General features: G+C 43.6%; 22 protein-coding genes. 10 read left to right on the forward strand and 12 right to left on the reverse strand.

Features of this window, described 5'->3' with window-relative positions; translation table 11 throughout:
* Both MHH46_RS01075 and MHH46_RS01080 read left to right on the forward strand, forming a co-directional pair.
* On the forward strand, window positions 1–1,308 hold the full coding sequence (locus MHH46_RS01075; protein WP_081383478.1) for an aminoacetone oxidase family FAD-binding enzyme: 1,308 nt from the start codon (window positions 1–3) through the stop codon (window positions 1,306–1,308).
* Between the two features lie 31 nt (window positions 1,309–1,339).
* Window positions 1,340–2,656, forward strand: a complete 1,317-nt coding sequence (locus MHH46_RS01080; protein WP_076126895.1) for an NAD(P)/FAD-dependent oxidoreductase — start codon at window positions 1,340–1,342, stop codon at window positions 2,654–2,656.
* Between the two features lie 203 nt (window positions 2,657–2,859).
* Here the strand turns inward: MHH46_RS01080 and MHH46_RS01085 are convergent, their stop codons facing one another.
* Window positions 2,860–3,306 carry a YdeI/OmpD-associated family protein gene (locus tag MHH46_RS01085; RefSeq protein WP_076192634.1) on the reverse strand — a complete coding sequence of 149 codons (447 nt, stop codon included), beginning with the start codon at window positions 3,304–3,306 and terminating at the stop codon, window positions 2,860–2,862.
* Between the two features lie 50 nt (window positions 3,307–3,356).
* On the reverse strand, window positions 3,357–3,827 hold the full coding sequence (locus tag MHH46_RS01090; protein WP_179086299.1) for a DinB family protein: 471 nt from the start codon (window positions 3,825–3,827) through the stop codon (window positions 3,357–3,359).
* A 261-nt stretch (window positions 3,828–4,088) separates the two neighbouring features.
* Between MHH46_RS01090 and MHH46_RS01095 the strand changes: the two genes are divergently transcribed.
* The 3 genes from MHH46_RS01095 (at window position 4,089) to MHH46_RS01105 (ending at window position 7,376) form a co-directional block, all read left to right on the forward strand.
* The gene (locus MHH46_RS01095; protein WP_076192629.1) at window positions 4,089–4,772 is read left to right on the forward strand and encodes a Crp/Fnr family transcriptional regulator; all 684 of its coding nucleotides are present in this window, start codon (window positions 4,089–4,091) and stop codon (window positions 4,770–4,772) included.
* Between the two features lie 147 nt (window positions 4,773–4,919).
* Window positions 4,920–5,543, forward strand: a complete 624-nt coding sequence (locus MHH46_RS01100) for a hypothetical protein (RefSeq protein ID WP_076192627.1) — start codon at window positions 4,920–4,922, stop codon at window positions 5,541–5,543.
* Window positions 5,544–5,555: 12 nt separating this feature from the next.
* Window positions 5,556–7,376: a cyclic nucleotide-binding domain-containing protein gene (locus MHH46_RS01105; protein WP_081387857.1), complete on the forward strand. Its 1,821-nt coding sequence runs from the start codon at window positions 5,556–5,558 to the stop codon at window positions 7,374–7,376.
* A gap of 101 nt (window positions 7,377–7,477) precedes the next feature.
* Here MHH46_RS01105 and MHH46_RS01110 read toward each other — a convergent pair whose 3' ends face one another.
* On the reverse strand, window positions 7,478–7,654 hold the full coding sequence (locus tag MHH46_RS01110; protein WP_169744731.1) for a hypothetical protein: 177 nt from the start codon (window positions 7,652–7,654) through the stop codon (window positions 7,478–7,480).
* Window positions 7,655–7,999: 345 nt separating this feature from the next.
* Here MHH46_RS01110 and MHH46_RS01115 point away from each other — a divergent pair, with 345 nt between their 5' ends.
* The gene (locus tag MHH46_RS01115) at window positions 8,000–10,153 is read left to right on the forward strand and encodes a pectate lyase (RefSeq protein ID WP_076192624.1); all 2,154 of its coding nucleotides are present in this window, start codon (window positions 8,000–8,002) and stop codon (window positions 10,151–10,153) included.
* A 143-nt stretch (window positions 10,154–10,296) separates the two neighbouring features.
* Here MHH46_RS01115 and MHH46_RS01120 read toward each other — a convergent pair whose 3' ends face one another.
* The 3 genes from MHH46_RS01120 to MHH46_RS01130 form a co-directional block, all read right to left on the reverse strand.
* Window positions 10,297–10,518 carry a helix-turn-helix transcriptional regulator gene (locus MHH46_RS01120; protein ID WP_076192621.1) on the reverse strand — a complete coding sequence of 74 codons (222 nt, stop codon included), beginning with the start codon at window positions 10,516–10,518 and terminating at the stop codon, window positions 10,297–10,299.
* Between the two features lie 141 nt (window positions 10,519–10,659).
* Window positions 10,660–11,457, reverse strand: coding sequence for a WYL domain-containing protein (locus tag MHH46_RS01125; RefSeq protein WP_076192619.1), 798 nt, complete (start codon window positions 11,455–11,457; stop codon window positions 10,660–10,662).
* Entirely contained in the window at window positions 11,444–12,757 is a 1,314-nt protein-coding gene (locus MHH46_RS01130) for a YafY family protein (protein WP_076192616.1), read from the reverse strand. Before MHH46_RS01130 ends, MHH46_RS01125 begins: the two co-directional genes overlap by 14 nt.
* A 229-nt stretch (window positions 12,758–12,986) precedes the next feature.
* Between MHH46_RS01130 and MHH46_RS01135 the strand changes: the two genes are divergently transcribed.
* Genes MHH46_RS01135 through MHH46_RS01145 form a run of 3 tightly spaced genes read left to right on the forward strand, consistent with a single transcriptional unit; the run spans window position 12,987 to window position 17,658 of the window.
* Entirely contained in the window at window positions 12,987–13,778 is a 792-nt protein-coding gene (locus tag MHH46_RS01135) for a nucleotidyltransferase domain-containing protein (RefSeq protein ID WP_076192614.1), read from the forward strand.
* Between the two features lie 25 nt (window positions 13,779–13,803).
* Window positions 13,804–15,069: a bifunctional 2-polyprenyl-6-hydroxyphenol methylase/3-demethylubiquinol 3-O-methyltransferase UbiG gene (locus MHH46_RS01140; RefSeq protein ID WP_076192611.1), complete on the forward strand. Its 1,266-nt coding sequence runs from the start codon at window positions 13,804–13,806 to the stop codon at window positions 15,067–15,069.
* Between the two features lie 3 nt (window positions 15,070–15,072).
* Window positions 15,073–17,658, forward strand: a complete 2,586-nt coding sequence (locus tag MHH46_RS01145; protein WP_076192609.1) for a metallophosphoesterase — start codon at window positions 15,073–15,075, stop codon at window positions 17,656–17,658.
* 214 nt (window positions 17,659–17,872) lie between these two features.
* On the opposite strand, the gene MHH46_RS01150 is transcribed toward MHH46_RS01145, so the two are convergent.
* The 3 genes from MHH46_RS01150 to MHH46_RS01160 form a co-directional block, all read right to left on the reverse strand.
* Window positions 17,873–20,254 carry a GH36-type glycosyl hydrolase domain-containing protein gene (locus tag MHH46_RS01150; RefSeq protein WP_076192607.1) on the reverse strand — a complete coding sequence of 794 codons (2,382 nt, stop codon included), beginning with the start codon at window positions 20,252–20,254 and terminating at the stop codon, window positions 17,873–17,875.
* 215 nt (window positions 20,255–20,469) lie between these two features.
* Window positions 20,470–21,078: a zf-HC2 domain-containing protein gene (locus MHH46_RS01155; protein WP_076126916.1), complete on the reverse strand. Its 609-nt coding sequence runs from the start codon at window positions 21,076–21,078 to the stop codon at window positions 20,470–20,472.
* Window positions 21,075–21,557: an RNA polymerase sigma factor gene (locus MHH46_RS01160; RefSeq protein WP_036687188.1), complete on the reverse strand. Its 483-nt coding sequence runs from the start codon at window positions 21,555–21,557 to the stop codon at window positions 21,075–21,077. The genes MHH46_RS01155 and MHH46_RS01160 overlap by 4 nt, the downstream gene beginning before the upstream one ends.
* A gap of 205 nt (window positions 21,558–21,762) precedes the next feature.
* On the opposite strand from MHH46_RS01160, the gene MHH46_RS01165 reads away from it, so the two are divergent.
* Entirely contained in the window at window positions 21,763–22,104 is a 342-nt protein-coding gene (locus MHH46_RS01165; protein WP_076126918.1) for a nitrous oxide-stimulated promoter family protein, read from the forward strand.
* 48 nt (window positions 22,105–22,152) lie between these two features.
* Here MHH46_RS01165 and MHH46_RS01170 read toward each other — a convergent pair whose 3' ends face one another.
* The 3 genes from MHH46_RS01170 to MHH46_RS01180 all read right to left on the reverse strand — a co-directional run bounded on the left by MHH46_RS01170 (window position 22,153) and on the right by MHH46_RS01180 (window position 25,068).
* The gene (locus MHH46_RS01170) at window positions 22,153–23,304 is read right to left on the reverse strand and encodes a glycosyltransferase (protein ID WP_076192662.1); all 1,152 of its coding nucleotides are present in this window, start codon (window positions 23,302–23,304) and stop codon (window positions 22,153–22,155) included.
* A 269-nt stretch (window positions 23,305–23,573) separates the two neighbouring features.
* The gene (locus MHH46_RS01175) at window positions 23,574–24,653 is read right to left on the reverse strand and encodes a saccharopine dehydrogenase (protein ID WP_076192605.1); all 1,080 of its coding nucleotides are present in this window, start codon (window positions 24,651–24,653) and stop codon (window positions 23,574–23,576) included.
* Between the two features lie 94 nt (window positions 24,654–24,747).
* Window positions 24,748–25,068 (reverse strand): helix-turn-helix transcriptional regulator, encoded by a 321-nt coding sequence (locus MHH46_RS01180; protein WP_076192603.1) that lies wholly within the window; start codon window positions 25,066–25,068, stop codon window positions 24,748–24,750.
* Window positions 25,069–25,351: the final 283 nt, after the last annotated feature.

A 25,351-nucleotide genomic window follows, 5' to 3' on the forward strand; every position in this document is an offset into this window, starting at 1 on the left:
ATGTATGAGAATCAGACTTCTATGCACCACAAGCTGTTTATTATCGGCGCAGGTGCTGCCGGACTAATGGCCGCCGTTACTGCGCGTGATATGGGTATCGATACTGCCATTCTGGAGGGTAACGACCGGATTGGAAAGAAGATATTAATGACAGGTGATGGCCGCTGTAACATTACGAATGAATCCACTGCGACGGGTACGGATGAAGCAATTGCTTTATCGCACAAGTATCACAGTAATCAGGCCGGATTTCCACTTGCGGTATTGCAGCAATTTGGCATCCGTCAGACTATAGATTTTTTCTCCTTTCTCGGGCTTCCACTTACAAGATTGAAGGAGGGCTTGATGTATCCAATGTCGCTGCAGGCAGCAGCGGTGCTGGATATTTTCCAGCTTGCGCTGGAGGATCGGAATGTTCCGGTATACCTCAATAACAAAGTGTTGGATGTTACTGTTTCGAAGAATCATCCGCGCTTCAAGATAAAATGCCAAACGGAGACAGAGGAGGAGGTTGTTTATACTAGCGACTATCTACTTCTATCTGCGGGTGGCCTTGCCGGTCCAAATGCGGGAAAAGAACCTCCTGGGTATACACTTGCCGAACGTCTGGGGCACACCCTGATTGAGCCTTTGCCGGCCATTGTGCAATTGAAGCTGCAATATCCGAATATGAGGGCACTGTCCACTATCAAATCTCAGGGACAAGCCCATATCATTGTGAACGGTAAAGTCATCTGCAGTGAACAGGGTGAAATTGCCTTCACGGATTATGGTATTACCGGCCCGCCAATTCTTCAGCTAAGCAGGAAGGCTGCGTATCATCTTGCAAGAGGAGAACAGGTAACATTGTCGGTTGATCTGATGCCGGGCCGCACGGAGAAAGAGTTAGTTGAGTTTTTAGAAAGGCTCTGGGAGACCTTTGGACACCGGACGGTTGCGGATTCTCTCGTTGGCATCTTTAACAAGAAGCTTGTTACGGTCCTACTCAAGGAGACCGGCTTAGATCAGCAACCACAGCTGCTTTGCCAGGCTCTGTCGTTGAAAACTAAGGGGAAATTTTATCAAATCTTGAAGCGTTGGGAATTTAAAGTGACGGATACCAATGGCTTTACGAATGCGCAAGTGACAGCCGGCGGCATTGATACGTCGGAACTCATCGAAGGAACGCTGGAATCCAAGCTGGTGCCTGGGCTGTATTTGGCTGGCGAAGTGATGGATGTCGACGGAGATTTCGGCGGCTATAACCTGCAATGGGCCTGGAGTTCCGGATATGTGGCCGCCATGGCGCTAGCTAAGTCAATTCAATAAATTTATTAGGAAAAGGGATGCATCAATTAACATGTATAAGGATCAGACTTCTAAGCACCACGAGCTGTTCATTATCGGTGGGGGTGCTGCAGGTCTAATGGCTGCAGTTACAGCGAGGGATCAAGGTATTGATACAGCAATTATTGAAAGCAATGACCGGCTTGGGAAGAAAATAATAACGACGGGTAACGGGCGTTGCAACATTACGAACCAATCCACCGCCACCGGTACGGATGAAGCGGCCGCTTTATCACGCAAGTATCACAGTAATCAGGAAGGATTCCCAATACATGTATTGCGGCAATTCGGTGTCCGCCAAACGATCGAATTTTTCTCCTCACTCGGGCTTCCTTTTGTAAGCTTGGAGAATGGCCGGATGTATCCGATGTCGCTGCAGGCGGCTTCGGTGCCGGGTGTATTTAAGCTGGCGCTGGAGGATCGGAATGTTCCCGTATATTATAAACATAAAGTGTTGGATGTTACCGTTTCGGCGGGACATCCGCGGTTCGCGATAACCTGCCAGACGGAGACAGAGGAACAGGTTGTGTATACCAGCGACTATCTTTTTCTATGTGCAGGCGGCCTTACCGCTCCCAAAACGGGAACGGACGGCTCCGGTTATACGCTTGTCCAACGCCTGGGGCACACCCTGATCAACCCGGTGCCAGGCATTGTACAATTGAAGCTGGATTATCCGTATTTGAAGGAACTATCGGGCATCAAATTTGAGGGAGAGGCCCATGTTATCGTAAACAATGAAGTCATCCGCACTGAGTCTGGTGAGATTCTTTTTACGGACTATGGTATCTCGGGCCCGCCCATACTTCAGCTCAGCAGAAAGGCTGCGTATAATCTCGGAATAGGAGAATCGGTGACATTGTCGGTTGATTTAATGCCGGAGCGCACGGAGGAAGAGTTAATTGATTTTCTGGAGATCCACTGGGGGATCTTCGGACACCGGACGGTTGCCGATTCTTTTGTGGGCATCGTCAGCAAGAAACTGATTCCAGTTCTGCTGAAGGAGGCTGGAATTGATCAACAGCCGCACTTGCTTTGTATGGATTTATCATGGAAAACCAAGAAAATATTTTATCGAATCTTGAAGCATTGGGAATTTAAAGTGACCGATACCAATAGCTTCACGAATGCACAAACAACAGCCGGTGGCATCGATACGACGGAGCTAATCGAAGGAACGTTAGAATCTAAGTTAGTCCCTGGGCTGTATTTGGCAGGTGAAGTGATGGATGTGGATGGAGATTGCGGCGGCTATAACCTGCAATGGGCTTGGAGCTCCGGCTACGCCGCTGCTATGGCGCTTGCTAATCGACGTGCCAGCACCACGTAAGGGGGCAGAGGGTTGCTGACTCTTAAACGATCATCTATTACTATGGCAGAGGTTTGCTGTAACAAGTCTGGTTTTAGTAATGTGAAAGCGATGAGGATTGTTTCTCATCGCTTTTTTGTGATTTTTTAAAGTTTTGTGCTCATTTTATTCGTTGCTTAACTCTGATGTCTTCATTTTACCTCAACTTTATTGTCGTCCCTTTATTAATCCTTAAGTTTATCAATTAGAGCTAGTATTCGTCTATTTTTTGTATCTTCCTTTTTAGCAAGCTCAATATAATTAATCTGCTCTCGTTTAATGTAATCAGGCTGGTTTAGAAATGTATTCAGCATGTGGTACTCTTCAAGGTTTGTAGTAATGTAATCAGGCACAATCAGTTTACGATTTTCCTCGCATTTCTTAAGTATTATATGTAATGTATCACCGAGCTCTTTTTGTACTGCTCTTCGAATAAATTCGTTATAAACAAAATAATGCCCATTCTTTGACGGCAATAAAGTATGGTCAAATTCGTACCCGTCAACAGAGATTTGAATAGGTACTTTACCATTAGTATTGAATATCTCCCTTACTGAATAGGGGAAATAGACTACTTTCCATTTCATTTTACCTTCCAGCAGCTTTATCTCACTATCAAATTCATAAACCATATAAATAACACTTCTCGTGGTAAAGAAGCTGATTTCGGTCACTCATTTTATCATAGCCACTTTGCTGTTTGTAGGTGATTCGAATTCAATATGCTGTTGCAATAACCTATATGATGTTGAACATGCCTTATCTGCATGAGGATAACATCAGTTTTAGTTATTTCTTCGTATAGTACACATGGTTCCAATAATCTGCCGTCAGTAAGTTCAGCAAAAAAATTACGAGCCACACTCATTATCTCCTCTACGTACTCCGTCATTTCCTCCTTAGTAGGGTAGTCAGAGCACTCCTTATCTAAGTCTTCTGTTATATCTTTACCGAAGTCAGGTATCGTGAATTCTTCATCCTTCTGCTGCCTAAACCAAAATTTCATGCTGGTTGTAGCATGGAATATATGCTTCCAGTATTTATGCTTGGCATCCTTCCAAAAATGATCAGGACATACTTCGATAAGATTCTTCAACATTTCTACGGTTGGATCAAACTGTCTTCTAAAAACAGTCACCATCTTATCACTCATGTTCATCAACTCACTTCTCGAAATTTAGAATCTTAACTTTATTCTTGTCCTAAACAACCAAAACCTTCCATTTTACGATGGTTAATTTGGAAAATTTGTGAAATATACTCAACAACAAACCCATAAAATGTAAAAATGTCACATCATAATTTAATGACTGCTGTCACTATTTATCTTAAATTAAAAGCATTACAATATAGGATAGGTTTCGCGATTCAATCCTAAAAAATTTATTGCTTATACTGGAGGAACCTCTAGAAGATGAACCCACAACTGTTACGGGATTTTCCGTTCTTTGAACATCTTGATGATGAATATTTAGCTGAAATTGCTAAGGTATGTAACGAGCGTACTTATATAAAAGGAGAGTCCATTTTTTTTGAGGGTGAAGAGGGAGAGGAGCTTTATCTGGTTCTCTCTGGAGTTGTTCAAATCTATCAAGATAACCACTCTAGGGATGTAATTCTTTCTATTTTTAGAGAAGGTGATTTCTTTGGAGAGATGGCTTTGTTGCAAAACGAAAGAGCGCGCTCTGCTTCTGCAAGGACCATTGAGAAGTCTACCTTATGTATTTTGAAAAAACGTGATTTCATTCCTTTACTAAAAAGTAATCCGGAAATACTAATCGGCATTTTGGAAACAGCATTAGATCGTCTGCGGGATGCCAATAAATTAATAACAGACTTAACCGTTATCGACGTACGTACGCGTATTGCTCGCGTGTTGTTGCGTCTAACAGAACAGCACGGAGTGCCCTCTAATGAAGGTGTTCTAATCGATTTGAAATTAACGCATCAACACCTGGCGGATATGACAGGAACGGCGCGTGAGACCGTGACAAAATCATTGCTTGGATTACAGGATGAGCAGTTGATACGTATTGATCAGAGGAAAATACTTGTGTGTAACATAGGTAGACTTAGAAATATACTTGACGTAATCTGAGTGAGTTCAAATGTTTGAATTTGTAATTGGGGTTACAGACCATAAATCACCCTAAATGATATAACAATATTAACAAAGAACGCGTACATTTTGCTTTATTAATCGTGATGACACAATGATCATCCATAAATGAAAAGGGGAAATGAAATGAGTGTAAAAAAATTGGTTTTATCTATGTCAGGTACTTTTTTACTGGGGATCATTGTAGGAGGGGCCTTGTTATATAACAATTCGGTTTATAACTCTGTTAAGGATGCCCTGAATGGAAATGCCACGCAAAACTCGGTAGGTAGCGTTAATTTGGAGGGGATGACACAGGTTAACATTCAGGGCATGGATCTTGAAACCGCAATGATGGCTGTGCAGGAGAATCGTACTAATATGTTAGAGAGCCAGTTAAAAGATCAAATCACAGCTGTACAAGCCCAGAATGAAACAATCGCAAAACTGAATCAATTGTTGGGAGTTATTAATGAAGAGCTAGGGAAGCTTCCTTCTGGTGCTGAGGCCGGCTCTGCTGTGGATCTGGTAGATGACAAGGGTGCTATGTTTACTGCTATGGGCATGGCTATACCGCAAACCAAAGGGGAACTTGAGAAGCTGTTGGGGCAAATCAAGTCACAGATTGATAGTGCAAGTAATAGCCAGCAAATGGACATGCTGCGCCTGCAAAGTTTAACGAATAAACGTAACGAAGCCTTCGATGTAATGACGAATTTTATTAAAAAAATGCAAGATTCCAGAAGTAGTATTATAGGGAATATGCGGTGATGAGTTAAAACTATGATATCCAAAGCTGCAGTTGATTTTCTACGTGATCATCCGTTATTACGAGGTATTCCTGATGATGAGCTACAAAATGTAATTAACGCTATAACACTTGTGTCTTTAGAGGATGGACAACGACTTCTTATGGAAGCGTCCACCTCTAAGGACTGTTTCATTTTATGGCAAGGGAAGGTGCAAGTAACCTCAGTTAACTTAGTTGGGAAAACACTGCTCTTAGCTGAACTTGGACCGGGAGAGTTAGTGGGAGAGATGGGTCTTATTCGGAACGAACAAAGATCAGCTAGTGTTACGGCAATCGGGCCAGTAAAGGCGTTGCGTCTAGACCGTCCATCCTTCGAATATTTGGCGAACCTAAGTCCATTATTTTACGAGAGTGTGCTTGTGAACATACGGATCCGAATGATCCATAGTATGCTTCGTAAAGCTACAATCTGGTCGGTCATACCTGATGCTGAGCTTCGGGGTCTTGCAGAGATTACAACGATCAAGAAAGTCACGAAGGGTGAAGAGATTATCGTGGAAGGTGCGGTAATTGATCATTTTTTCATGATTAACAGCGGGAGTATCGAGCTTCGTGGCCAAAAGCGGCGTAAGACTGTTCTTCGAGAAGGAGATTTTTATGGAGAGACAGAGTTACTAACAGACACGGCTGCCTCGCACACGTTGATCGCGGTAGAAGATAGTGAATTACTTATCATGGGCAAGTTAGAGTTCTTAACTATACTCGACTATTACGCTCCGGTTCGTCAACAACTCATTAAGGTTCTAAACATACGAACACCCCATCTGCTGGAGAAAGTTACAATTGCCATCGGCGAGGAGTCTATTGCCGAGGATAAGGAATCGCTACCTAAAACCAAAGACAAGTGGATTGACCAGCTGTTGTGGCTGGTAGGTGGATTTCTTGTAGTCTCCTTCTTGGCACTATTCCTTCATAGCCAATGGTGGAAGATCGCCACCTTGATTGTTGGAGGAGTGGTGGGTCCCGCAGCCTTCGTAGCTTTTGTGAGAAGTCAGCAGTTAATAGGCTTCCGTCAGCGGAGACTTGTTATAGTTTTTGTGTCTACCGCGGTTGTGGCTATTCCTCTGGCTTGGTATTTAGAGCGGATATGGCTTTTTGAAGTAAAAGCAAATTCTTTTGATTTTTCACAGCTTTACGTACCTTTGTCTGTAGCCCTAATAGAAGAAACTGCGAAATTATTAATTTGTGTGATGCTCGTTCGAACGCGGAAAATCCAATTTCTAATGGATGCAGTGGTGTTTGGTGCGGCAGCAGGCATGGGATTCGCAGCAGTGGAAAGTATTATTTATGGATGGGTTCATCTAGACGAGGCATCGTCAATAGGGATGCTTACTGTCCTATGGATGAGAGCATTATTATCGCCCTTCGGTCATGGAACATGGACTGCGATTGCCACTGTGGGGATATGGTATGCAAGTAGCATGCATAAGAATTCGAGCTTGGGGGACGTCAAGCCATGGACAAGATGGCGACGCGCAATTGAAATGTTTTTAGTAGTTATTGTGATGCATGCATTATGGAATTATCACTTTGAATCGGGGCTGATGAAGGCCGGTGTTATGGCCGTAGTCGGGATTATGGGTCTCTTTTTATTGTTCTTACTCATTCGTAGGGGCAGAAGAGAGGAGTTCCATGCCTTGAATATGTTAAATCCAACTATGTATGAGGCGATCCGACATGACGAACAAGTGAAGCCTATGACGCAGGAGCTTTATTGTAAAGGCTGCGGGTCAATGTCTCCGCCGGGTACACGTTACTGCACACGTTGTAGCCAGGCACTAAGGATTAAATGATTTTGATACGGCTCCATAGGTAGTAAAAGAAAAGACACCTTGAAGGGTGTCTTTTTGCGTTATTGCGGCTTGAAAAAAAGATGCCAATATTATCCCTGACTTTAATGAAAGTTCCCAGTTTCATTTTCCGTGAATTTGCCGTCGCTATCATGCTGGGATTGCTTGCGGCGATCATTACGGGCTTGTTGCTGCTGTTGGGCTTCCAGGCTGTTTACGGGCGTGGCTTCCAAATCTTTTACAGTGTTGATCAGATTCTTGTCTGGTTTATTTGCGCTCAATTGAAAATTCCTCCTTGTTTACCTAATGGTTGTGAATTTTATTATGTGCTGGCTACTGTGTGGTTATTCGTGTTGTATGATCACAATCCATTCGCTGTCCTATAATCATTAGCTCAGAACACGGTTAGATAGGGGAGATATGAGTAAATGATTGTTTCGGAACCTTTTTTAGTTTTGATATGTTGAACGTGTTATGGTTCCAGAATTTGTATTATTTTCGAAGGGATACAGGGGCTAGATGTAGGATCTCTTTCTAAATATTTAGGAGGTGAAAAGAGAAACTTCATTTTTTTGCAAGCGGTTACAAGGATATCTGCAACAAATTTAAAATCGGGAGGAAATAAAATGAAAAAAAGAGTTGCAAAGGTAACCAGTATTGTTGTGTTGTTTTCTCTTGCTCTTTCTTTAATAGTAGGTGGATGGACAAATACGGTGGTGCATGCTGCTGGTCTTGCGGTAACAGGCAGTGGAGGCTGGAATGAAACGGCATATGTGGAATGGTCACCTGTAAGCAATGCGACAGGGTATAACGTTTATGTTAAATTGGCAAGTGCAGCGGATTCTGGGTATCAACAAATTAATAATGAGTTAATCCGCAAATATCCTTCCTACTGGAGAGCGGATGCTGTAGGGCTTGCAGCCGGAAATTATGTGATGAAAGTTGAAGCTACTTTGTCAGGGGGTGGGACGGTAAGTGCGGTTTCAAATCCGCTATCCGTAACGTCATATGACCGTTCTGGGTTTGCTTTTTCGACTAGTTCGCAATATGGTACAGGATCAGGGGCTTATAATGAGAATGGAACCCTCAAGAATGGTGCTCAAGTGCTGTATATAACATCTCAGAATGCGCAAACCGTAACCCTTGGTGTAAAAATCAACAGCTCCGGCGCTGTACAAACAGGGGTTGGCCTGGGCGGTATTTTGGCACTGAGACAAAAAGGCTATGATACCACTCCACTTGCGATCCGAATTATCGGGAAAGTTACAGCTGCTGATCTGAGTGGACAGCTTAACAGCAGTGGGTATCTTGAAGTCAAAGGTAAAAACAATTATTCGGAAATGAATATTACTATTGAAGGTATCGGAAATGATGCTTACGCATACGGTTGGGGAATGCTTCTAAGATATGTAGGTAATGTGGAAGTAAGAAACCTGGGTGTAATGTTATTCCCCGACGATGGCATTTCAATGGATTCTGGCAATATGAATGTCTGGGTGCATAATAATGATATTTTTTATGGAGCTGCTGGAGGCGATGCAGACCAAGCCAAGGGCGACGGTTCCACAGACCTTAAAAATGGATCCAACTATATTACAATCTCTTACAACCATTACTGGGATTCCGGAAAATCTTCGCTAGTTGGTTTGAGTGAGCCGGCTGAATTTTTTGTTACCTTCCACCACAACTGGTTTGACCATTCGGACTCCCGTCATCCGCGGATTAGAGTGGCATCCGTCCATATCTATAACAACTTTTTCGATGGTATCTCCAAATACGGTGTGGGTGTTACTACAGGTGCTTCAGCTTTTGTAGAATCTAATTATTTTAGACATGCTAAGTTTCCAATGATGATCTCCTTACAAGGTACAGATGCTTTAGGGGAGGGCACATTCTCAGGCGAAAATGGAGGTGTGATTAAAGCCTATAACAATCTTATTGTAGAGGCTTCAAGTCTCATCTATGCGAATTCAAACACAGGGACAGCTCCTGCTAATGTTACCTCATTTGATGCTTACTTAGCTTCGTCAAGAGATGAAACCGTCCCAAGCTCATACAAAGCATTAAAAGGCGGAACAGCCTATAACAACTTCGACACGAGCGTAAATACAGGAGTGAACGTATCTAATATTGATAACGTAAGCAATGTTGAACAGATTGTTATGGCAAAAGCCGGACGTCTGAATGGCGGAGACTTCACATGGGAATTTAATGATTCAGTGGATGACGTTTCGTATGCGTTGAATACAGCGCTGATGTCTGCAATCAGAAGCTACACAACGGGACTTGTCTCTGTAGGGGGGAATTCAAACCCAACGAATCCGACTCCGACTCCATCAGTAACACCTACGCCAACAGTAACTCCTGTGCCAACAGCGACCCCAGCTCCAACAGCAACTCCTGTACCAACGGCGACTCCAGCACCGACAACAACGCCAGTGCCGACAGCGGGAGCAACCGTTCACAACTTTACTGTGGATGGAACAACAAGCAGCTTCTTCAATATCCAAGGCAATCTCTCAACAAGTAAGGGAACTGTGGCCTATCAGGGTTTAACCCTAACCCAATGTCTAAAAATCGAGAGTGCAACTAGCATTCAATTCACTGCTGCTAAAGCTTCAACGCTAACCCTAGTGTTCAACACAGAGGGAACGAAAATCAAAGTGGATGGAACAAGTTATCCTATAACCAATGGCATTGCCACTGTCTCTCTAGCCGCAGGTGCACATACCATTACAAAAGATAGTACGGCGAATCTATACTATATGAAGCTGGAATAGGGGAATGGCTGCCTCTACTTTAATATGGAGTATCAGAAAAGCAGAAAAGCGACCTGTAGGGGGCGCTTTTCTTTGCTTTTTCTTATGATCTTATTACTTGAGTTATTGTCGATTCAAAAACTATTAATTTTGTGTTGATTTGATTAATCTTTATCATCAACCAAATCAATAATCTCACGAATATCCTCAATATTTAAAGCTTCTGCAATTTTGCCTATATGACTAAAGTTAATATTCTCCCTTTTTCCATTAGCTAACTCACTTAATGCGGCATGTCGGACATCGGATATTCTGGATAATTCTCGTAGGGAAATCTTATGTTTTTTGGTCAATTCTGAATTTTTCACTATAACTCTCTTTCCCACTTCTAATCCCCTCACTAACTCTCAGTTTTTAAGAAAGCTGCTGTAAGTAAAGTAAAAGACATCTTAACCGTGTCTTTTACTTTACTATATAAGCACGTTTCAGCACTTCAGGATAGTTGACCAGCTTATACTAATTCTCGGTTATTCCCCATACCGGTCAATCGCCATAGCTGCGGATTTCAGCATGCGCCGCTTAAGATGCTCACCCTCGACGATTTTTACGCGGAGGCCAAGAAAACGGATTTTGGACAATAGGAATTCGCTATCGTCTCTCATGTAGATGACTTTGATTCGATAGATACCCGAATTTTCATCAAAGGACACGGATTTATCAAAACAGGAAAAGGCGTACAGAATTCGTGACAGCTCAGCATTAAAGGTGGGGATGACTTGAATACATGCACATTCCTTCTGATCCTCTAATAATCGCATTATCCTTGCTTTTAAATCATTAATCCGTTTGGCAGGGAAGGGAGCTACTTCAACAGAAATAATGTTTTTTAGTTTAGTGGACATAAGAGAACGTTGCCGGGTGCTGTACCATTGCAGATACCACTCCCGCTTATACATGTTGTATTCCAGCTTGTGAGGGAACCCGGCTTGGTCAGTTCGTTGGCCTCCATGCTTAATATGGAAAGTAATAAGGATCGCTTGATTCTGCATGATTATACGGCGGAGTGTACGAAGCATTGGATGATAGACCTGCCGCTCTTTGCTTTTAGCTTTCTCCATAATAATTTGCCGCACTTCTGTGGACGCTTCTGCCTCCAATATGGCGTTCAATTTACTTAAGGTATCCAGTGTAAAAGCTGCTTCTGAGGCCGGGTGCATTAACATGGTTTTCAGCCAGGAACGTTCCTGGGAGGTCAGCGCTAATGAACCCACTTCGTCGAGGCGTGAAATGATTTGGAAGTTAAATATTTTCTCAAATGGATTCATAATAGCTGTGAATCTCCTTCCACTCCGCGATAAATTGCTTACGCAGCCAAGGGGGTTCTAATACCTCGCAGCTCGAGCCAAAGCTTCGTAACCACGGCTTAATTTCATAAATACCATTCACTATGATCTCATAAAGGAATGTAGAATCGGACTCTTCCGTAATTTCTCCCCACTGTCCCTGCGCTTCAACCCGCTCCCGAATAAAATTAACACCTGGGCGATTGGGGTTATAAAATCTCGCCACCACTTTAATTGCACGGGTGGTATCTATAACCCAGCTGGTTGTCATCTGTTCTTCCAGATTGCTGAGTTTCTGAGCAAACTCTGCTTCTTCCACAGTGTCGCCCTCCTCAATTTGAGTGAGGCCCTCCATTCGGAATTTCATGATGCCCATACGTGAATTATGTCCGATTAAATACCAGCGCCCATATTGATGGTCATAGATGACGCGGAGCGGAAGAACAGTTTCTGTGACGCCCCTTGTTTCCCGCTCAAAGAGAGGATTGGTATTCTGAGAGGCGTAGTTTTTGCCCTTTTTAGGGGATAGATATAGAAACTTGATTTTTTTTCGCTGCTGAATGGCTGCAAATATCGTATATAGGTGTGCCTCATCAAGAATACGTGAATGATAATTATATTTGTATCTATGGGTTTCCGTAGCTTCGAGGGTATAACCCCGCTTCCGCAGGACCTTTTTTAAGGTGTCGCGCAGCAGGTAACCTTGCACAGACGGAGTCTGCGTGTTGGCGATGACATCAACATAGTCGTAAAGATCCAAGAGCTGATCGCCGGATAATTGATCAATCAGATCGTTAGCAGCCTTGTATCGATAAGGCCGACCTTCGTTTACACGAAGAATAACGCCAACTTCCTCAAGGTATTTCAGATCTCCACGGATGGTTTTCTCATCGGGCATTGGATAATCGGTTGGCATTTGCTCACTGCACACATCCTGTAGATCTTTAGCCGTTAGCTCCTGAGTCTGGAGCGCAGTTAATAGTAGAGTAAGCCGGATGCTCTCCGTTTCCTTAAGCGACTTCGCCCGGAACAAGAACAGGAGCAGCGGGTCGGCAGATTCATAGTAGTTATAGCGGAGCCACTCAGAGAGTTCTGTTCCTTGTTCTGTAGGCAGATCCTGTTGTAAGACGGTCACCATGCCCTTCAGGTTGCGCAGCGTTTTGTCATAGGTATGTACAGAAATGCCGAGACGATCGGCGAATTGTTGTCTGCTGTAAGCTCCCCCCGCTAAAGAGAGCATGCGAAGAAATTGAATCTCCTTGTCAAAACTTTCCCGGGCCATTTGTATCCCTCCAGCCTGTAGCGAATCCATAAGAAATAGTAGTACTCATTATATTAAGCACCAGAGTTGAATAAAATGGAAGTGTTTTTGGCCGCCGCCATACTTCCGCCCTGTTCGTTACAGGGAAGATGAGCGAAGATAGATCCATGAAGCCAAAGCAATTCTGATGAGGCGTTCGAATAGTAACAAGGGTAGAGAATAGGGAAGTAACCGATCTGGAGGGATGAAGATGGATCCTATAAACAAGCTTATCCGTGAGCAGCTGGAACAGATTGAACAGGAGGAGCAAGTTACAATATTGTATGCCTGCGAATCAGGCAGCCGGGCGTGGGGATTCCCATCGCAGGACAGCGATTATGATGTGAGATTTATTTATCTGCATAAACCGGAATGGTATCTATCTATTTTTGATAAGCGGGATGTGATCGAGCGTCCTATTAACAATATGCTTGATATCAATGGCTGGGATTTGCGGAAAGCACTGAATTTATTTCGGAAGTCTAATCCACCGCTGCTGGAGTGGCTGCAATCACCCATTCAATATGCAGAAAAGTACAGTACAGCAGAGAAGCTTAGAAGCATCTCCCCGTACACATTTTCGCCGAAGTCTTGTATGTACCATTACTTAAACATGGCAAGAGGGAACTACCGTGATTATTTGCAAGGCGAACAGGTCAAGATCAAAAAGTACTTTTATGTACTTCGTCCCGTTCTAGCCTGTGAATGGACTCACCGATATGGAGAGATGCCGCCGATGGAGTTCGATGTACTGGTAGAGCGGCTTATTCCGCAGGATGAAGAGCTGTGGCAGGTGATTCAGCAATTGCTGGCACGAAAAAAATCCGGTGAGGAACTAGACTACGAGCCGCAGCTAACCGCGATTAACGATTATTTAGAAGAACAGTTCCAAGTGTTGGATAAGGTGGCGGCGTCCTTGAATGCTAAGGAGAACAACAAAGATCATCAGCTGGATGCTCTATTTCGAGAAGCTTTACAGGAAGTATGGGGACGGGCCCTATAGAAAGATTGATAGGAGGAAGATGGTAGTGGCTATTGTACAACTGAAATCTACGAATCCAAAATTCACTTTTTTAATTAAAAAAAATCCAGTGACAGGTATGCAGCTTCGTCCGGTTCGTCAGGGATTGGCTTATGGATGGTATTCTGATGAGGCAACTTATAACGTTTATTTTAAGGACGCAGATAACGATATATCCTACAAGCAGAATGGAAGCGAGAGCTTTGAGTATCTAAATGTCTCCCGTTTTAACACACCTCTATTTCCGCTTAATACGGTCAATGAGTTTTTCTCTACACCCTTCAAAGCCCAGGATGAACGGGATGCGGAAGGATATGAGCATTCTTTTTTCATCAATATGGTTCAGGTTGAGCGGATACACTATATTGAATTTTTCCAAAAGCATTTAAAGGGATATACCTTCTCCTTGCAGCATCAGGCACATAAGAGCTATTCCCTGACGATTACCACACATAAAAGCTTGTATCACCTCTTACATGTTGTTGGTGTGCTGTCCTTGTTCTTATCCATATTTGGGGATGAGTACATAGATATTTCGGATGCTATTTTGGATAAATATATCCGCAGCCTTAACGTCATTGATGCACCTTTTTATATAAGAAGTCTATTTGCAAGGAATTTCCTTACCTCTAAGGAACGGTTCAAGCGATATAAAGCCTCCATCGAACAAACAGACCAGTATTCTATTGGGCTGGAGTATGGCGGTACTGCGATGCAGCGGCGTACTTTTATTTCGAGTGTGCTTCCATTCAATAAGCCGATTCTGGACATCGGCTGCGGAGAAGGTTTCTATGCAATTCCGTTTGCCGGAAAAATAGAGAGCACCTATTATGCGGTAGATATAGCCGAGGCGTTGCTGGAGGTTGTGAATCGGAAAGCGAAAGCTAAGGACATTGATAACATTGCAACCTTTGGCTCACTGGACCATTTTCTGGAGTCGTACAATGGGGAGCAGGTTGATGTGATTCTAACAGAAGTTGTAGAGCACATGAGTGAGGGTGAAGCGGCAGAGCTTATTCAGCAAATAATCGGTAATGTGAATTTTCAACAGCTTATTGTGACGACACCGAATGCTGATTTCAATCGTTACTATGAGCTGGAAGGATTCCGGCATGAAGATCACAAGTGGGAAATGGGACAGGAAGCGTTCGGGCAATGGGTTTTGGATACGGTTCAAGGTTTAGCAGTCGAGGTTGAATATTTGATGGTTGGTGACCGGGTTGGCGAGATCCGTACGACGCAATGCGCTATTGTGCGAAGAAAGGAGGAGTAGACAGTGGAAATTCAAACGCGTGTACATACCATATTTCTGCTTGTAGGAGCAACGGAATGCGGGAAATCAACTTTTGCTAAAGAAGTTCTGATCCCGCAGTTAAAACTAGAGGATGCTTCTAAAGGGTTACGTACGAATGTGCAGTATTTATCCTCGGATAGTATCCGTCAGGAGATATTGGGCTACGACTATGATAAGTATGATCAGGTTATGCTGGAGGCGAGTTCGCATACCTTTCAATTATTGTTTGAGAGATTGAAGTTAGTCACTTCTTTTCCGATTAATGCGGAGTTTGTGGTGATGGATACCATTGGGCTATCCGAAGATTACCGTAGTAAAGTCCGTGAGATCGCCGGGCAAAATAATTATAATCTGGAGGTTATTCTGTTTGATTACCGTAAACGGGAGGATTACTACGTCTCGGAGCGCTCGAAGAAGCTGATCTCCAATCATTTAAACCGGCTGAGAAAAGAAGTCCTGCCTGTTCTGTCACGGGAAGGTTACAACAAGATTCATAAAGTGCGTGCTAAAGATTTTATTCTCGAGGGTGAAGGGATACCTAACCCGGACTACCGGGTGATTATACAGGATTGGGATACTTACACATCTACGGTACTTCTACAAGCACAAGAGTATATTGTGGTTGGGGATGTTCATGAGTGCGTCGAAGAGCTTCAGGGACTATTACGTAATTACGGCTACAGGGTGCACGAAGGTAAGTTAAGTGCAACAGATAAGCTCAGTAACACACGAGTCATTCTTGCTGGTGACTGGATTGATAAGGGCAAAAAGACACGGGAGACGATTGAGTTCTTATTTGATAACCGCGAGCATTTCCTATTTGTTATGGGCAATCACGAGAACTTTGTATACAAGTACGTAAAGGGTGAGATTCAAGGAACCGATCCGGAACTGCTAAGAACGTACTTTGATTCCACCCAAGTGCTTAAGGAGGATACCGCGCTTTTTAGTAAATTTTCGGCTTTAGTGGAGCAATCTCAGCCCTTTTACCGCTATATAGGTATGCAAGGTCCTTCTTTTTATGTTACTCATGCTCCTTGCCGTAATAAGTACATTGGTAAGCTGGATACGAATTCACTACGCCATCAGCGTAACTTTCGGCTGGATCGTGAGGTTTCCTTTGAGGAACAGCTTGATTTCCTAAAGCAAGAGGCTGTGAGTAATCACCCCTTTCATCTCTTCGGACATATTGCAGCCAAGCAGACTTTTCGGATCAAAAACAAACTCCACCTCGACACAGGGAGTGCGCAGGGTAATGAACTAACTTCTGTTCGCATGTCGTTTAAACCTTTCTATAAAAGTCAAAAATCGCATGTGACTACGGTGCACGAAGAGCTACCTATCCTGTTCCGGGAACAGCAAACCGTATCCTTGTTAGAGCTTGATTACGAGTCTGTGCGCAGACTGCAGTATTCCTCGCAGAACCGGGTCAACTTCATCTCCGGGACGATGTCACCTGCGGATAAGGATATGGCTGCCGGTGAGCTTGAGTCTCTGCGAAAAGGGTTGGATTATTTTGCCGAGCGTCGTATATCTGAAGTCGTCCTGCAGCCTAAATATATGGGATCACGCTGTAGTGTGTACCTTTACCGGGATATAGAGCAGTGTTACGCAATTAGCCGGAACGGCTACAAGGTTAAGGCGGTCGATCTGACGCCTATCTACGAACAACTGCTGCATAGATTCGGAACCTATATGGCTGAGCAGGGGATCCGTGTGCTTTTACTGGATGGCGAGCTGCTGCCTTGGAAAGCGCTGGGGGATGGGTTAATTGAGCGTCAGTTCCGGCCGATTAGCAAGGCGCTGGAGACAGAACTGGATTTCTTAAGACAATATGGATTTGAGGAGTCACTGGGTAAACTGATACAGGATTTTGAAGCAAGCGGGTTTGAACAAGACCAGCACCATATGTCGAAAGAGGCGCTTAACAACAACTATGGGTCTCATGTTTATCAGACTTTTAAGTATGTCCGTGACATAAGAGAATCGTATGTAGATCTTGACCAGCGTGAGGAAGCTTACAGAGTATACAAGCAGCAACTGGAGTTGTATGCGGGTGATGCAGAATTAGCGTACAAACCTTTTGCAATCCTGAAGGAAGTACTGGAGAATGGTGCTGAACGGGTACCTGACGGTAAAACCTCCGAATTATACAGGTTCTTAAATGATGATGAATCTCTGGTTTTGGACTTGAAAGAGCCTGATGCCTACATCAGAGCAGAGGAGTATTTCGCAAAGATAACGGTAGAGAAACATATGGAGGGAATTGTAATCAAACCGGAGCAAGAACAGCAGGGGGTAGTCCCATACATGAAGGTCCGCAATCCGGGCTACCTGTCGATCATCTACGGGTACGACTACAAGTTTCCACATAAGTATGCCAAGCTGATGAAACAGAAGAATATCGCTCCTAAGCTTCGGACGTCCTTAATCGAACACCGGCTGGGCAGACAAATGCTAGAAGTGAAGCTGGATGAGATCTCGTCTGACAACGAGGACTACAAGCAAATTGCAGCAAACCTGTTATTCGAGGTAACGAAAGAGAAAGAGATCGACCCGAGGTTGTAGAGGATTGTTACAGGCGAAGAAACTTGGTTTGCCAATTATGAGAATGAGTTCAGGCTGTCGGGAAGGTCCCGGCAGTCTTTTTTTCGTCAATTGTATCCAGCTCAATCGCGGTCATAGAGCCGGAAGGCAAGTGTACAAGCCTCGTTCTAATTGTAAAAACAGGAGGACGCACCTTATCGGGTCCGTCCTCCTATCTATTCCTCATAAATACGCCTTAACCCATAATAACGAGCACGTTGTTTTCTGGCGCCATTTTGGCCACTGGGATCAGGTTGCCTTGAATTTCTTCACCGTTAATAACGATATGGGTAACCCCTTTTTGTACACCCTTCTTGTTCTCCACCTGGATGTTCAGCTTCTTCCCACGGAATTCCCGGACCATGGAAAAGTCTGTCCAGTCGGAAGGAACACACGGGTTGAGGCGAAGGCCATCAAATTGCGGTTGAACCCCCATAATGCCTTCCACCAAGGAGACCATCACGGTTGAAGCGGTGCCGGTCAGCCAGTGGACATGCGCCCGGCCTTGATATGGGCTGTCCTTGGACTCGACAAACTGGCCATGTACATAAGGCTCGAGTTTACGGATTTCAGCCTTATCGTTCATGCTGGCCGGACTGCAATTCAGGAAGTATTCGAACGCGCGCCCACCGTTGCCGATCATGGTTTCCGCCAGAATGAGCCATCCCTGCGGCTGGCTGAAGATGCCGCCGTTTTCCTTAGTTGAGGCGTTGAAAAGAGCCATCAACGCTACTGGCAAACCGTATTCACGGAACGGAGGGTAGAATAACATAGTGCCGTAATCGGTCCGCAGATTCTCATACACTTTGTCCATGGCGAGCTTCGCCTGATCCGGGCGGGCTGCACCGCTTAATACGGCCCAGCTTTGCGGATTGAGCCAGATCTTGGCTTCATCATTTTCCCAGGAGCCGATGGTATAGTTGTCTTCGGTAAATCCGCGGACGAATTGATCGTTCTCCCAAGCGTGTTTTTGAATGTTATCGTCCAGCTCATCAAGCAGGCCCTGCGCCCATTGAATATCTTCAGGCTTGTTCTTATTTTGTGCGATTTCCATGAATACCTTGAATGCCATATACAGCTGGAATGCGACGAACAACGACTCACCCTTGGCTCCAAGCCGTAGGCAATCGTTCCAGTCGGCATGAAGCCCAACCGGCATGCCGTGTGCGCCCATACGATCCAGACTGAACTGAAGTGCCTGGCGCAAATGCTCGTACACTGTGCCCTCGCCTTTATCCGAATAAGGGATTATTTCATCTGTGAAATCCCAGTTGCCACTTTCATTCAAGTATTTAATGACGGTTGGGAACAGCCATAAAGCGTCATCGGCCCGATAATGGGGGTGACCGGTTTCCCGCACGTATTCTGGATCATCCGGTGTGCCCTCATGCCCAGGATTGTGATCAAATTTCACCAACGGAAGTCCACCACCGTTGGAAACCTGGGCGGATATCATCAGTCTTAGACGTTCAAGGGCCATCTCATGATCCAGATGAATGATGCCTTGAATATCCTGCACGGTATCCCGATATCCGAGTCCATTACGAAGACCGGAGTATTGGAAGGAGGCTGCACGTGACCAGATGAAAGTGATAAAGCATTGATATGCATTCCAAGTGTTGATCATGTTGTTCAGGTTATCGCTTGGTGTCTGGACTTGGAAGCGGTTAAGTTTGCTGTGCCAGAATGCTTTTAACTCTTCGAGTTCTTTATCTACCACGGACAAGTCCTTATAATGGCTGAGAATTTCGGAAGCGCCTTTCTCATCATACTGTCCCAGTAGAAATACGATTTCTTTCTCTTCTCCCGGCTGTAAATCTACGTTAATCTGCAGGGCCCCGCAGGAGTTAGTATTGTAGTTTAATGAATTGGAGCATTGGCCGTTCTCAACAGAGGCCGGATTGCCATAACTGCGGTAATCGCCTAGGAACGTATCCCGGTCACCGTCATAAGCGGTAACTTCTGCACCTGCAGCGCCGAAGAATCTCCAGGTTTGTTCTTCGGGGGTGTTTTCATTGATGACTTGAAGGATCATATTATTTTTATAGTAGGTCCGTGAAATAAACAGAGTGTACTGAAGGTTGACGGTATCCTGCTCATAGTTGTTATTGTTGGTTAATTCAACAAATCCGAAGAGAGCCAGCTTGCGTGCTTTGGAGCCATCATTGCGCACCTTCATGCGCCACACCTCATAGGTTTTGTTCAGTGGTACATAATATAATGATTCTGTATGGATGTTATCGTAGTCCGAGACAATGTTCGTGTATCCGGTTCCATGATGGCATACCGACTTATATTGCTCCAGATCTTTACCCACTGGCTGCCAAGAGCCGGACCAATAATCCCCGTTCTCCAAATCTCTCACGTAAATATAGCGTCCGGGCTCGTCCTTAGAGTTGAAGTGGTAGCGGATATGCCGCCCATTTGCGCCAGACTTTACAAAGCTATAGCCGCCTGCGTTACCTGAGATGATTGCACCGTATTCCGGCGAGCCGAGGTAATTCGCCCAAGGGGCAGGCGTATTCGGCTTGGTAATGAGGTATTCCTTGTTTTTTCCATCAAAATAACCATATTGCATGACCATTCCTCCTATTAAGTGGTTAATGGGCCGATCTATAAACGCGCGTTCACAAAGAGGTGAAATATCCATGTGTAATTTTATTATAAGATACTTTTAGTAAATCGATAACCCTATATTTTAGCGAAAAAACGAACAAAAATGCTAACTTTTTTAGTAGGGTGTAAAGCGAAAGACACCTTAAAAGGTGTCTTTATTTATTTTAGCGGCAATGTCTACTCCACTAAAACACCATTAACAAACGTCATAGTTTTATCTTTGAATTCAAGAATAAACTTGTTTGGAAAATCTAGATCAGTATGAATCTCCGTCCCCAACATAACTTTTTTGCCTACATCATCAAAGGGATTATGAAGTAAACCTCTAGGCGTATACCTAGTTTCAGAACCGATTACATTATTATTCTCATCGCGGATAAATTTGGTTTTTCCTGAGAACACGAGGTCCTTGCCATTTTCCAAAGTTAGATGAACTTCCAAACGATCCTTTGTCTTCTGATAATCTATGACTACATCTTTAGAGGATACAGGGAAACCGATAACAAAAAGTCCAATAAGGGCTGTAGCCAGTATGAGTACCGATAAGACGGAAAAAATGAGAGTTTTTATATTCTTTTTTTTCACTTTTTTAAAATAATTGAGTTTGTTAACTTCCTCTTTATCAATAATAGGCACACTTAGATTTGCTGTGGCGGTCATTTCATTATAGGATTGAAGGCAGCTTTCACAGGATTGCAGGTGTTTTTCGATTTCTTCGTTACTATGTACAGAGGTTAGCTTTTCAATATAGGAAGGTAATAAATCCTGAATGATCTCGCATTTCATGAAGATCTTCCTTTCATTAATTTTTGTTTTCCACGGTAAAAGGTAACTCTTGCCCAGGTCTCATCTCTGCCAAGAATTTCGCCAATTTCCCGAAAACTGAATTCTCCGGTCAAACGCAGATATAATACTTCTTTGGTATTTGGATCAAGTAAATGAAGTTGTTTAAATAAATCCATTTTGTCCTGAGCAAAAATGAACTGGGATTCTGTTGAATTTGCGTTAGCCAAAGGAGCGTCTTCTAATTCCTCAGACTTCCGCTTGCGCTGCTTGTCCAGCTCCTGATACCACACATGTTTAGCAATTTGACAAAGCCAAACGTATACTTTGCAGGTCCCATCGTATTTATCTATCGATTTTATAGCTCTATAAAAAGTTTCTTGGGTAATTTCTTCTGCCAGCAAGTGATTATGACAAAAGCTAAATACGAATTTATATACTTGGGTTGAATATTCCCTGTATAATTGCTCGTTGTCCTGCATCCATTCACCTCCTCAAGTTATATATCCGTAAAAAGCTATAAACGTTACAAGTTTTTTAAAAATAAATTTGATTTATAAAATAATCGCTTTCAACCCCGGTATGTGAGGGAATTAAGGAGGTTTAGCGTTAAGGCTGGTTTCACAGTTGGTTTACCCTTTATAATTACATGAGATCTTATTGTACAAGTTACAAGGGGGTTCATATATGATAACAAAGGTAAACCGGCAGTTAAATGAGGGTCCTAAAATTCTAAAAGAACAAGAGCTTGTTACCAAAATGATTCGTATATATTGTAAGAAAAAACATCATCATAAAGGCTTTTGTGAGGAATGTCAGGAATTAAACGAGTATGCGCTGAAGAGGTTAGCCTATTGTAAGTTTGGTGAAGAGAAAACAGCTTGTGCCAAATGTCCTGTTCATTGTTACAAACCGGATTATCGCCAAAGAATTAAAGGGGTTATGCGTTTTTCTGGTCCGTGGATGCTGCTCTATCACCCCATTGAGTCGATTAGGCATATTCCGCTACCTAATAAATTGAGAAAATAAGTAAAAACCGGACATCATTTGATGCCCGGTTTAATGTATTTTTAGGTATTATTCTCCCAGCTTTTCAGCCTTCACCAAAATCTCTCGCAAAACACGGGCAACCCGGCTTTTTCTCCTCTTTACTTTTACACTTATCCGTCTTAACGACTCTTGGTATACGGCGGTATCATTGGGTTCATAGAGCTGTTTGGCGGCAATCCGTAACGTCCTTCTCATTAATATTGCTGATGAACGTGTTGACTTCGTTCGGTATCCTCTGCGCAAGACCCGTATAGTATGTTTGTATTTCTCCAGGTCTTCGTTTGGAGGAACAAGGGCGAACAGATTTAGGGAAGAGTCATTGAACCCGTAGCTTTTGAACATGATTTTTAGATTCTCAATATTTATGAGATTTCCTCTGAAGTGGGTTGGATGTTCTTGGTGAACGCCGACAACTTCTTTGATGCTGTGAAAAGGGATTTTTAATCGATGCAGTCGATACCCAAGATCCCAATCTTCGAGTCCATAGAGGATAAACTGTTCATTAAAACCTCCAGCCCGAGTTAATTGGCTGCGTCTTATGGACACACAACGTGTGACGAGTAACATCCAAGGGGCTACATCTGTGCTGGCAAATTGCTTTTTAGTATTTGGAGGAACTCTTGAGGCAAAGGTGACTTTTGATAACGTCTCCGTCTGCTGAAGGATATCATTGGGTGTGATTATTGGGATAATTTCAGTCGCTGATTCGAAGTTAGGATTCCATAAGTTAGAAGGCGAAAGTGTATTGCGGCAATGTTCTTTTTCTTCAGGAGAAAAGTCTGGGTAGTAGTGGGTATAAGCGTCATCCCATGAGTGTGGAATACCTGAAATTATCGACTTAGGATATTTACGGTGATACTGGTTTACGATCCTAATGAATTCAGGGAATACCAGAAAATCAGCATCGCAGAAGATGACGTATTTCCCTTTTGCCTGACTCAGCCCCAAATTTCTTACGGCAGAACGGCCGCGTTGTTCCTGCTGAGCCACATAAAGAAGCGGATAAGAAGTTTGAAAGCTTTCGACCATTTCCTTAGTACCATCTGTAGAACCGTCATCTGCGACGATTACCTCGAACCGATCCTTCGGATAGGTCTGTGTCTCGAATGAAGTGAGTGTAAGTAGCAGCTGCTGAAGTCGGTTATAGGTTGGAATTATGATGCTGTAACGGATAGCCAGAATGATCACCCCCACCATTTAATAAAAGTCCTTGAATAGGATAAATAATAACAATATATTCAGGGACTTTAGCCTGGTCTAGTCAAACGCCTTTAAGGGTGGAAATAGGCAGGGGACAGGGTTTAGCACGAATCAAAGATTTTATCTTTTTGTGAACTTACCTAGCTCCGTCTCATCTCTATTGTAAAGAACCCGCTATATTAGCGGGTTCTTTACTGTCTGTGCGCTTAATTGTAGTAGACAGAATGCTCGGTATATGTGAAGTGCTATTAGTGAGATATAAGAACCCCATATTGTTTAAAAAAGTTGGTGATTTCAGAGATGTCCATCCGTTCATCAGGTAGATCTTCTGGATAATAAATGCCTGGGACCAATGGTTCTTCCTTTGATATCCGCAATAGCTTTTCTGCTTGGACAGCAGCTCCCAAAGCGGTAAGATGAGTCTGACCAAGCGGGTCAGAAATCGCTATTGTCCGTTCAACCCAGTGCCCATTATGATCCAGGCCCTTTAGATGAATAAGGATATGATGTGCGCTGCCAGTACCAGGATTGTAGAGCAGTCTTCGTCTAAGCGAACGGAATCGGTCCCCGCTGATCATCTTCCATATTCCGCTGTTAACTAGTCCGACAAGGATGGAGGTGGAGGCTTTGCTGTCGAAGGAGATGCGGAAGCTGGCGGAGTCGATATGCTCAGCTGTTGGCAAGGTGACATGATCTGGGGTGTCAAGCCGATAGCATTTTGCTGTATATCCATCTGGAAATTGGACTTTGATGGGGTCAGTCATTGGAAATACAAGACGTTTTCCCCCCCGTTCTGTAATATGGAATGGAATGGTCATACGATCCATGTACGCCGCGGAGTCGGGTCCTGCTTTGTCACGTAGAGAGTACAACGCGTGAATATCAACGGCGACGTTTTGAAGCGTGGCCGAGTGCAGCATGGCGAACAGCGAAGCAGTTCCCGCCATCCATCCCGAAGAAAACACGATAGGAGCATAGAGGTCTGCTTTTTCTAACTTTGTGATTGATTGTTGGAATATCTCTGTCCAGCGAGTAAGATCGATCAGTGGGATTTTTCTTCTAACTGCAGACATAAGTAGCCGATCCTGCAGATCGTTGACGGAATTGATGATTAGCGATACATTATCGCCTGCATAAAGCAGTGGATCATCCGCATTATTATCAACTACGACTGTTTGTACCCGTGTGGACTCAAAAGGTGCTGCTTTTTGCGGTGACCTTCCTCCCAATATAATCTCGAGATCGGGATGTCGATCGTGTAATATTTGAGCAATTTGTCTGCCGACGGCACCGTATCCTCCTACAATAAGTACCTTTTTCCTATGCATATCTGCAACCTCCGTTTAAATGTTTATATGTTTAAGTTATTTAACATATTGCTTAAAAAAATAGGAATGACAAGTGCTATTCAGGTTAATGGCATTAGCACTGGCATTCCTTTTCAACGAAATGGACAAGTTGTTTCATAAGCGCTATCGCTTCGTCAAACTCAAGTCTGTAGAACATTTCCGTGCCCTTCTTCTGAACCTTAAGCAGCCCTGCTTGCCGTAATATTTTCAGATGATGAGAGACTGTAGGCCGGGACATGGGGATATGCTCTGCAATTTGGCTCACATTCATACTCTCTTTGTCGATCAGCAATGCAATGATTTGCTGACGAATAGGATCCCCCAAGCCTTGGAAATAGGGGCTTAAATTCTCGAAAATATGAATCGCCTTCTGATTACTACTAGACTCGTTCATAACTCCCTCCGTTATAATGTTTAATTGTTTAAACGTATCATAATATATTTCAGGGAATAATTCAATGCGTTGATAGTCTCCGTTATTTTGGAGGAATCCTAGTTTATTAAATATAATCAAGGGACATATGGATATTTGTATTAAAATTGTGAGGTCATATGGTAAGGCGGTTTTATGGATGAACTCAAGTAAAAAATAATCATGTCCTTAAACAAAAGACACCTCGATGGGTGTCTTTTGTTTAAGGAATTCCAGAAGGTAGCATACAAAGCTCGGCTTATTC

This window comes from Paenibacillus sp. FSL H8-0175, assembly GCF_045040615.1.
GTDB classification, from domain to species: Bacteria; Bacillota; Bacilli; order Paenibacillales; family Paenibacillaceae; genus Paenibacillus_AQ; species Paenibacillus_AQ odorifer.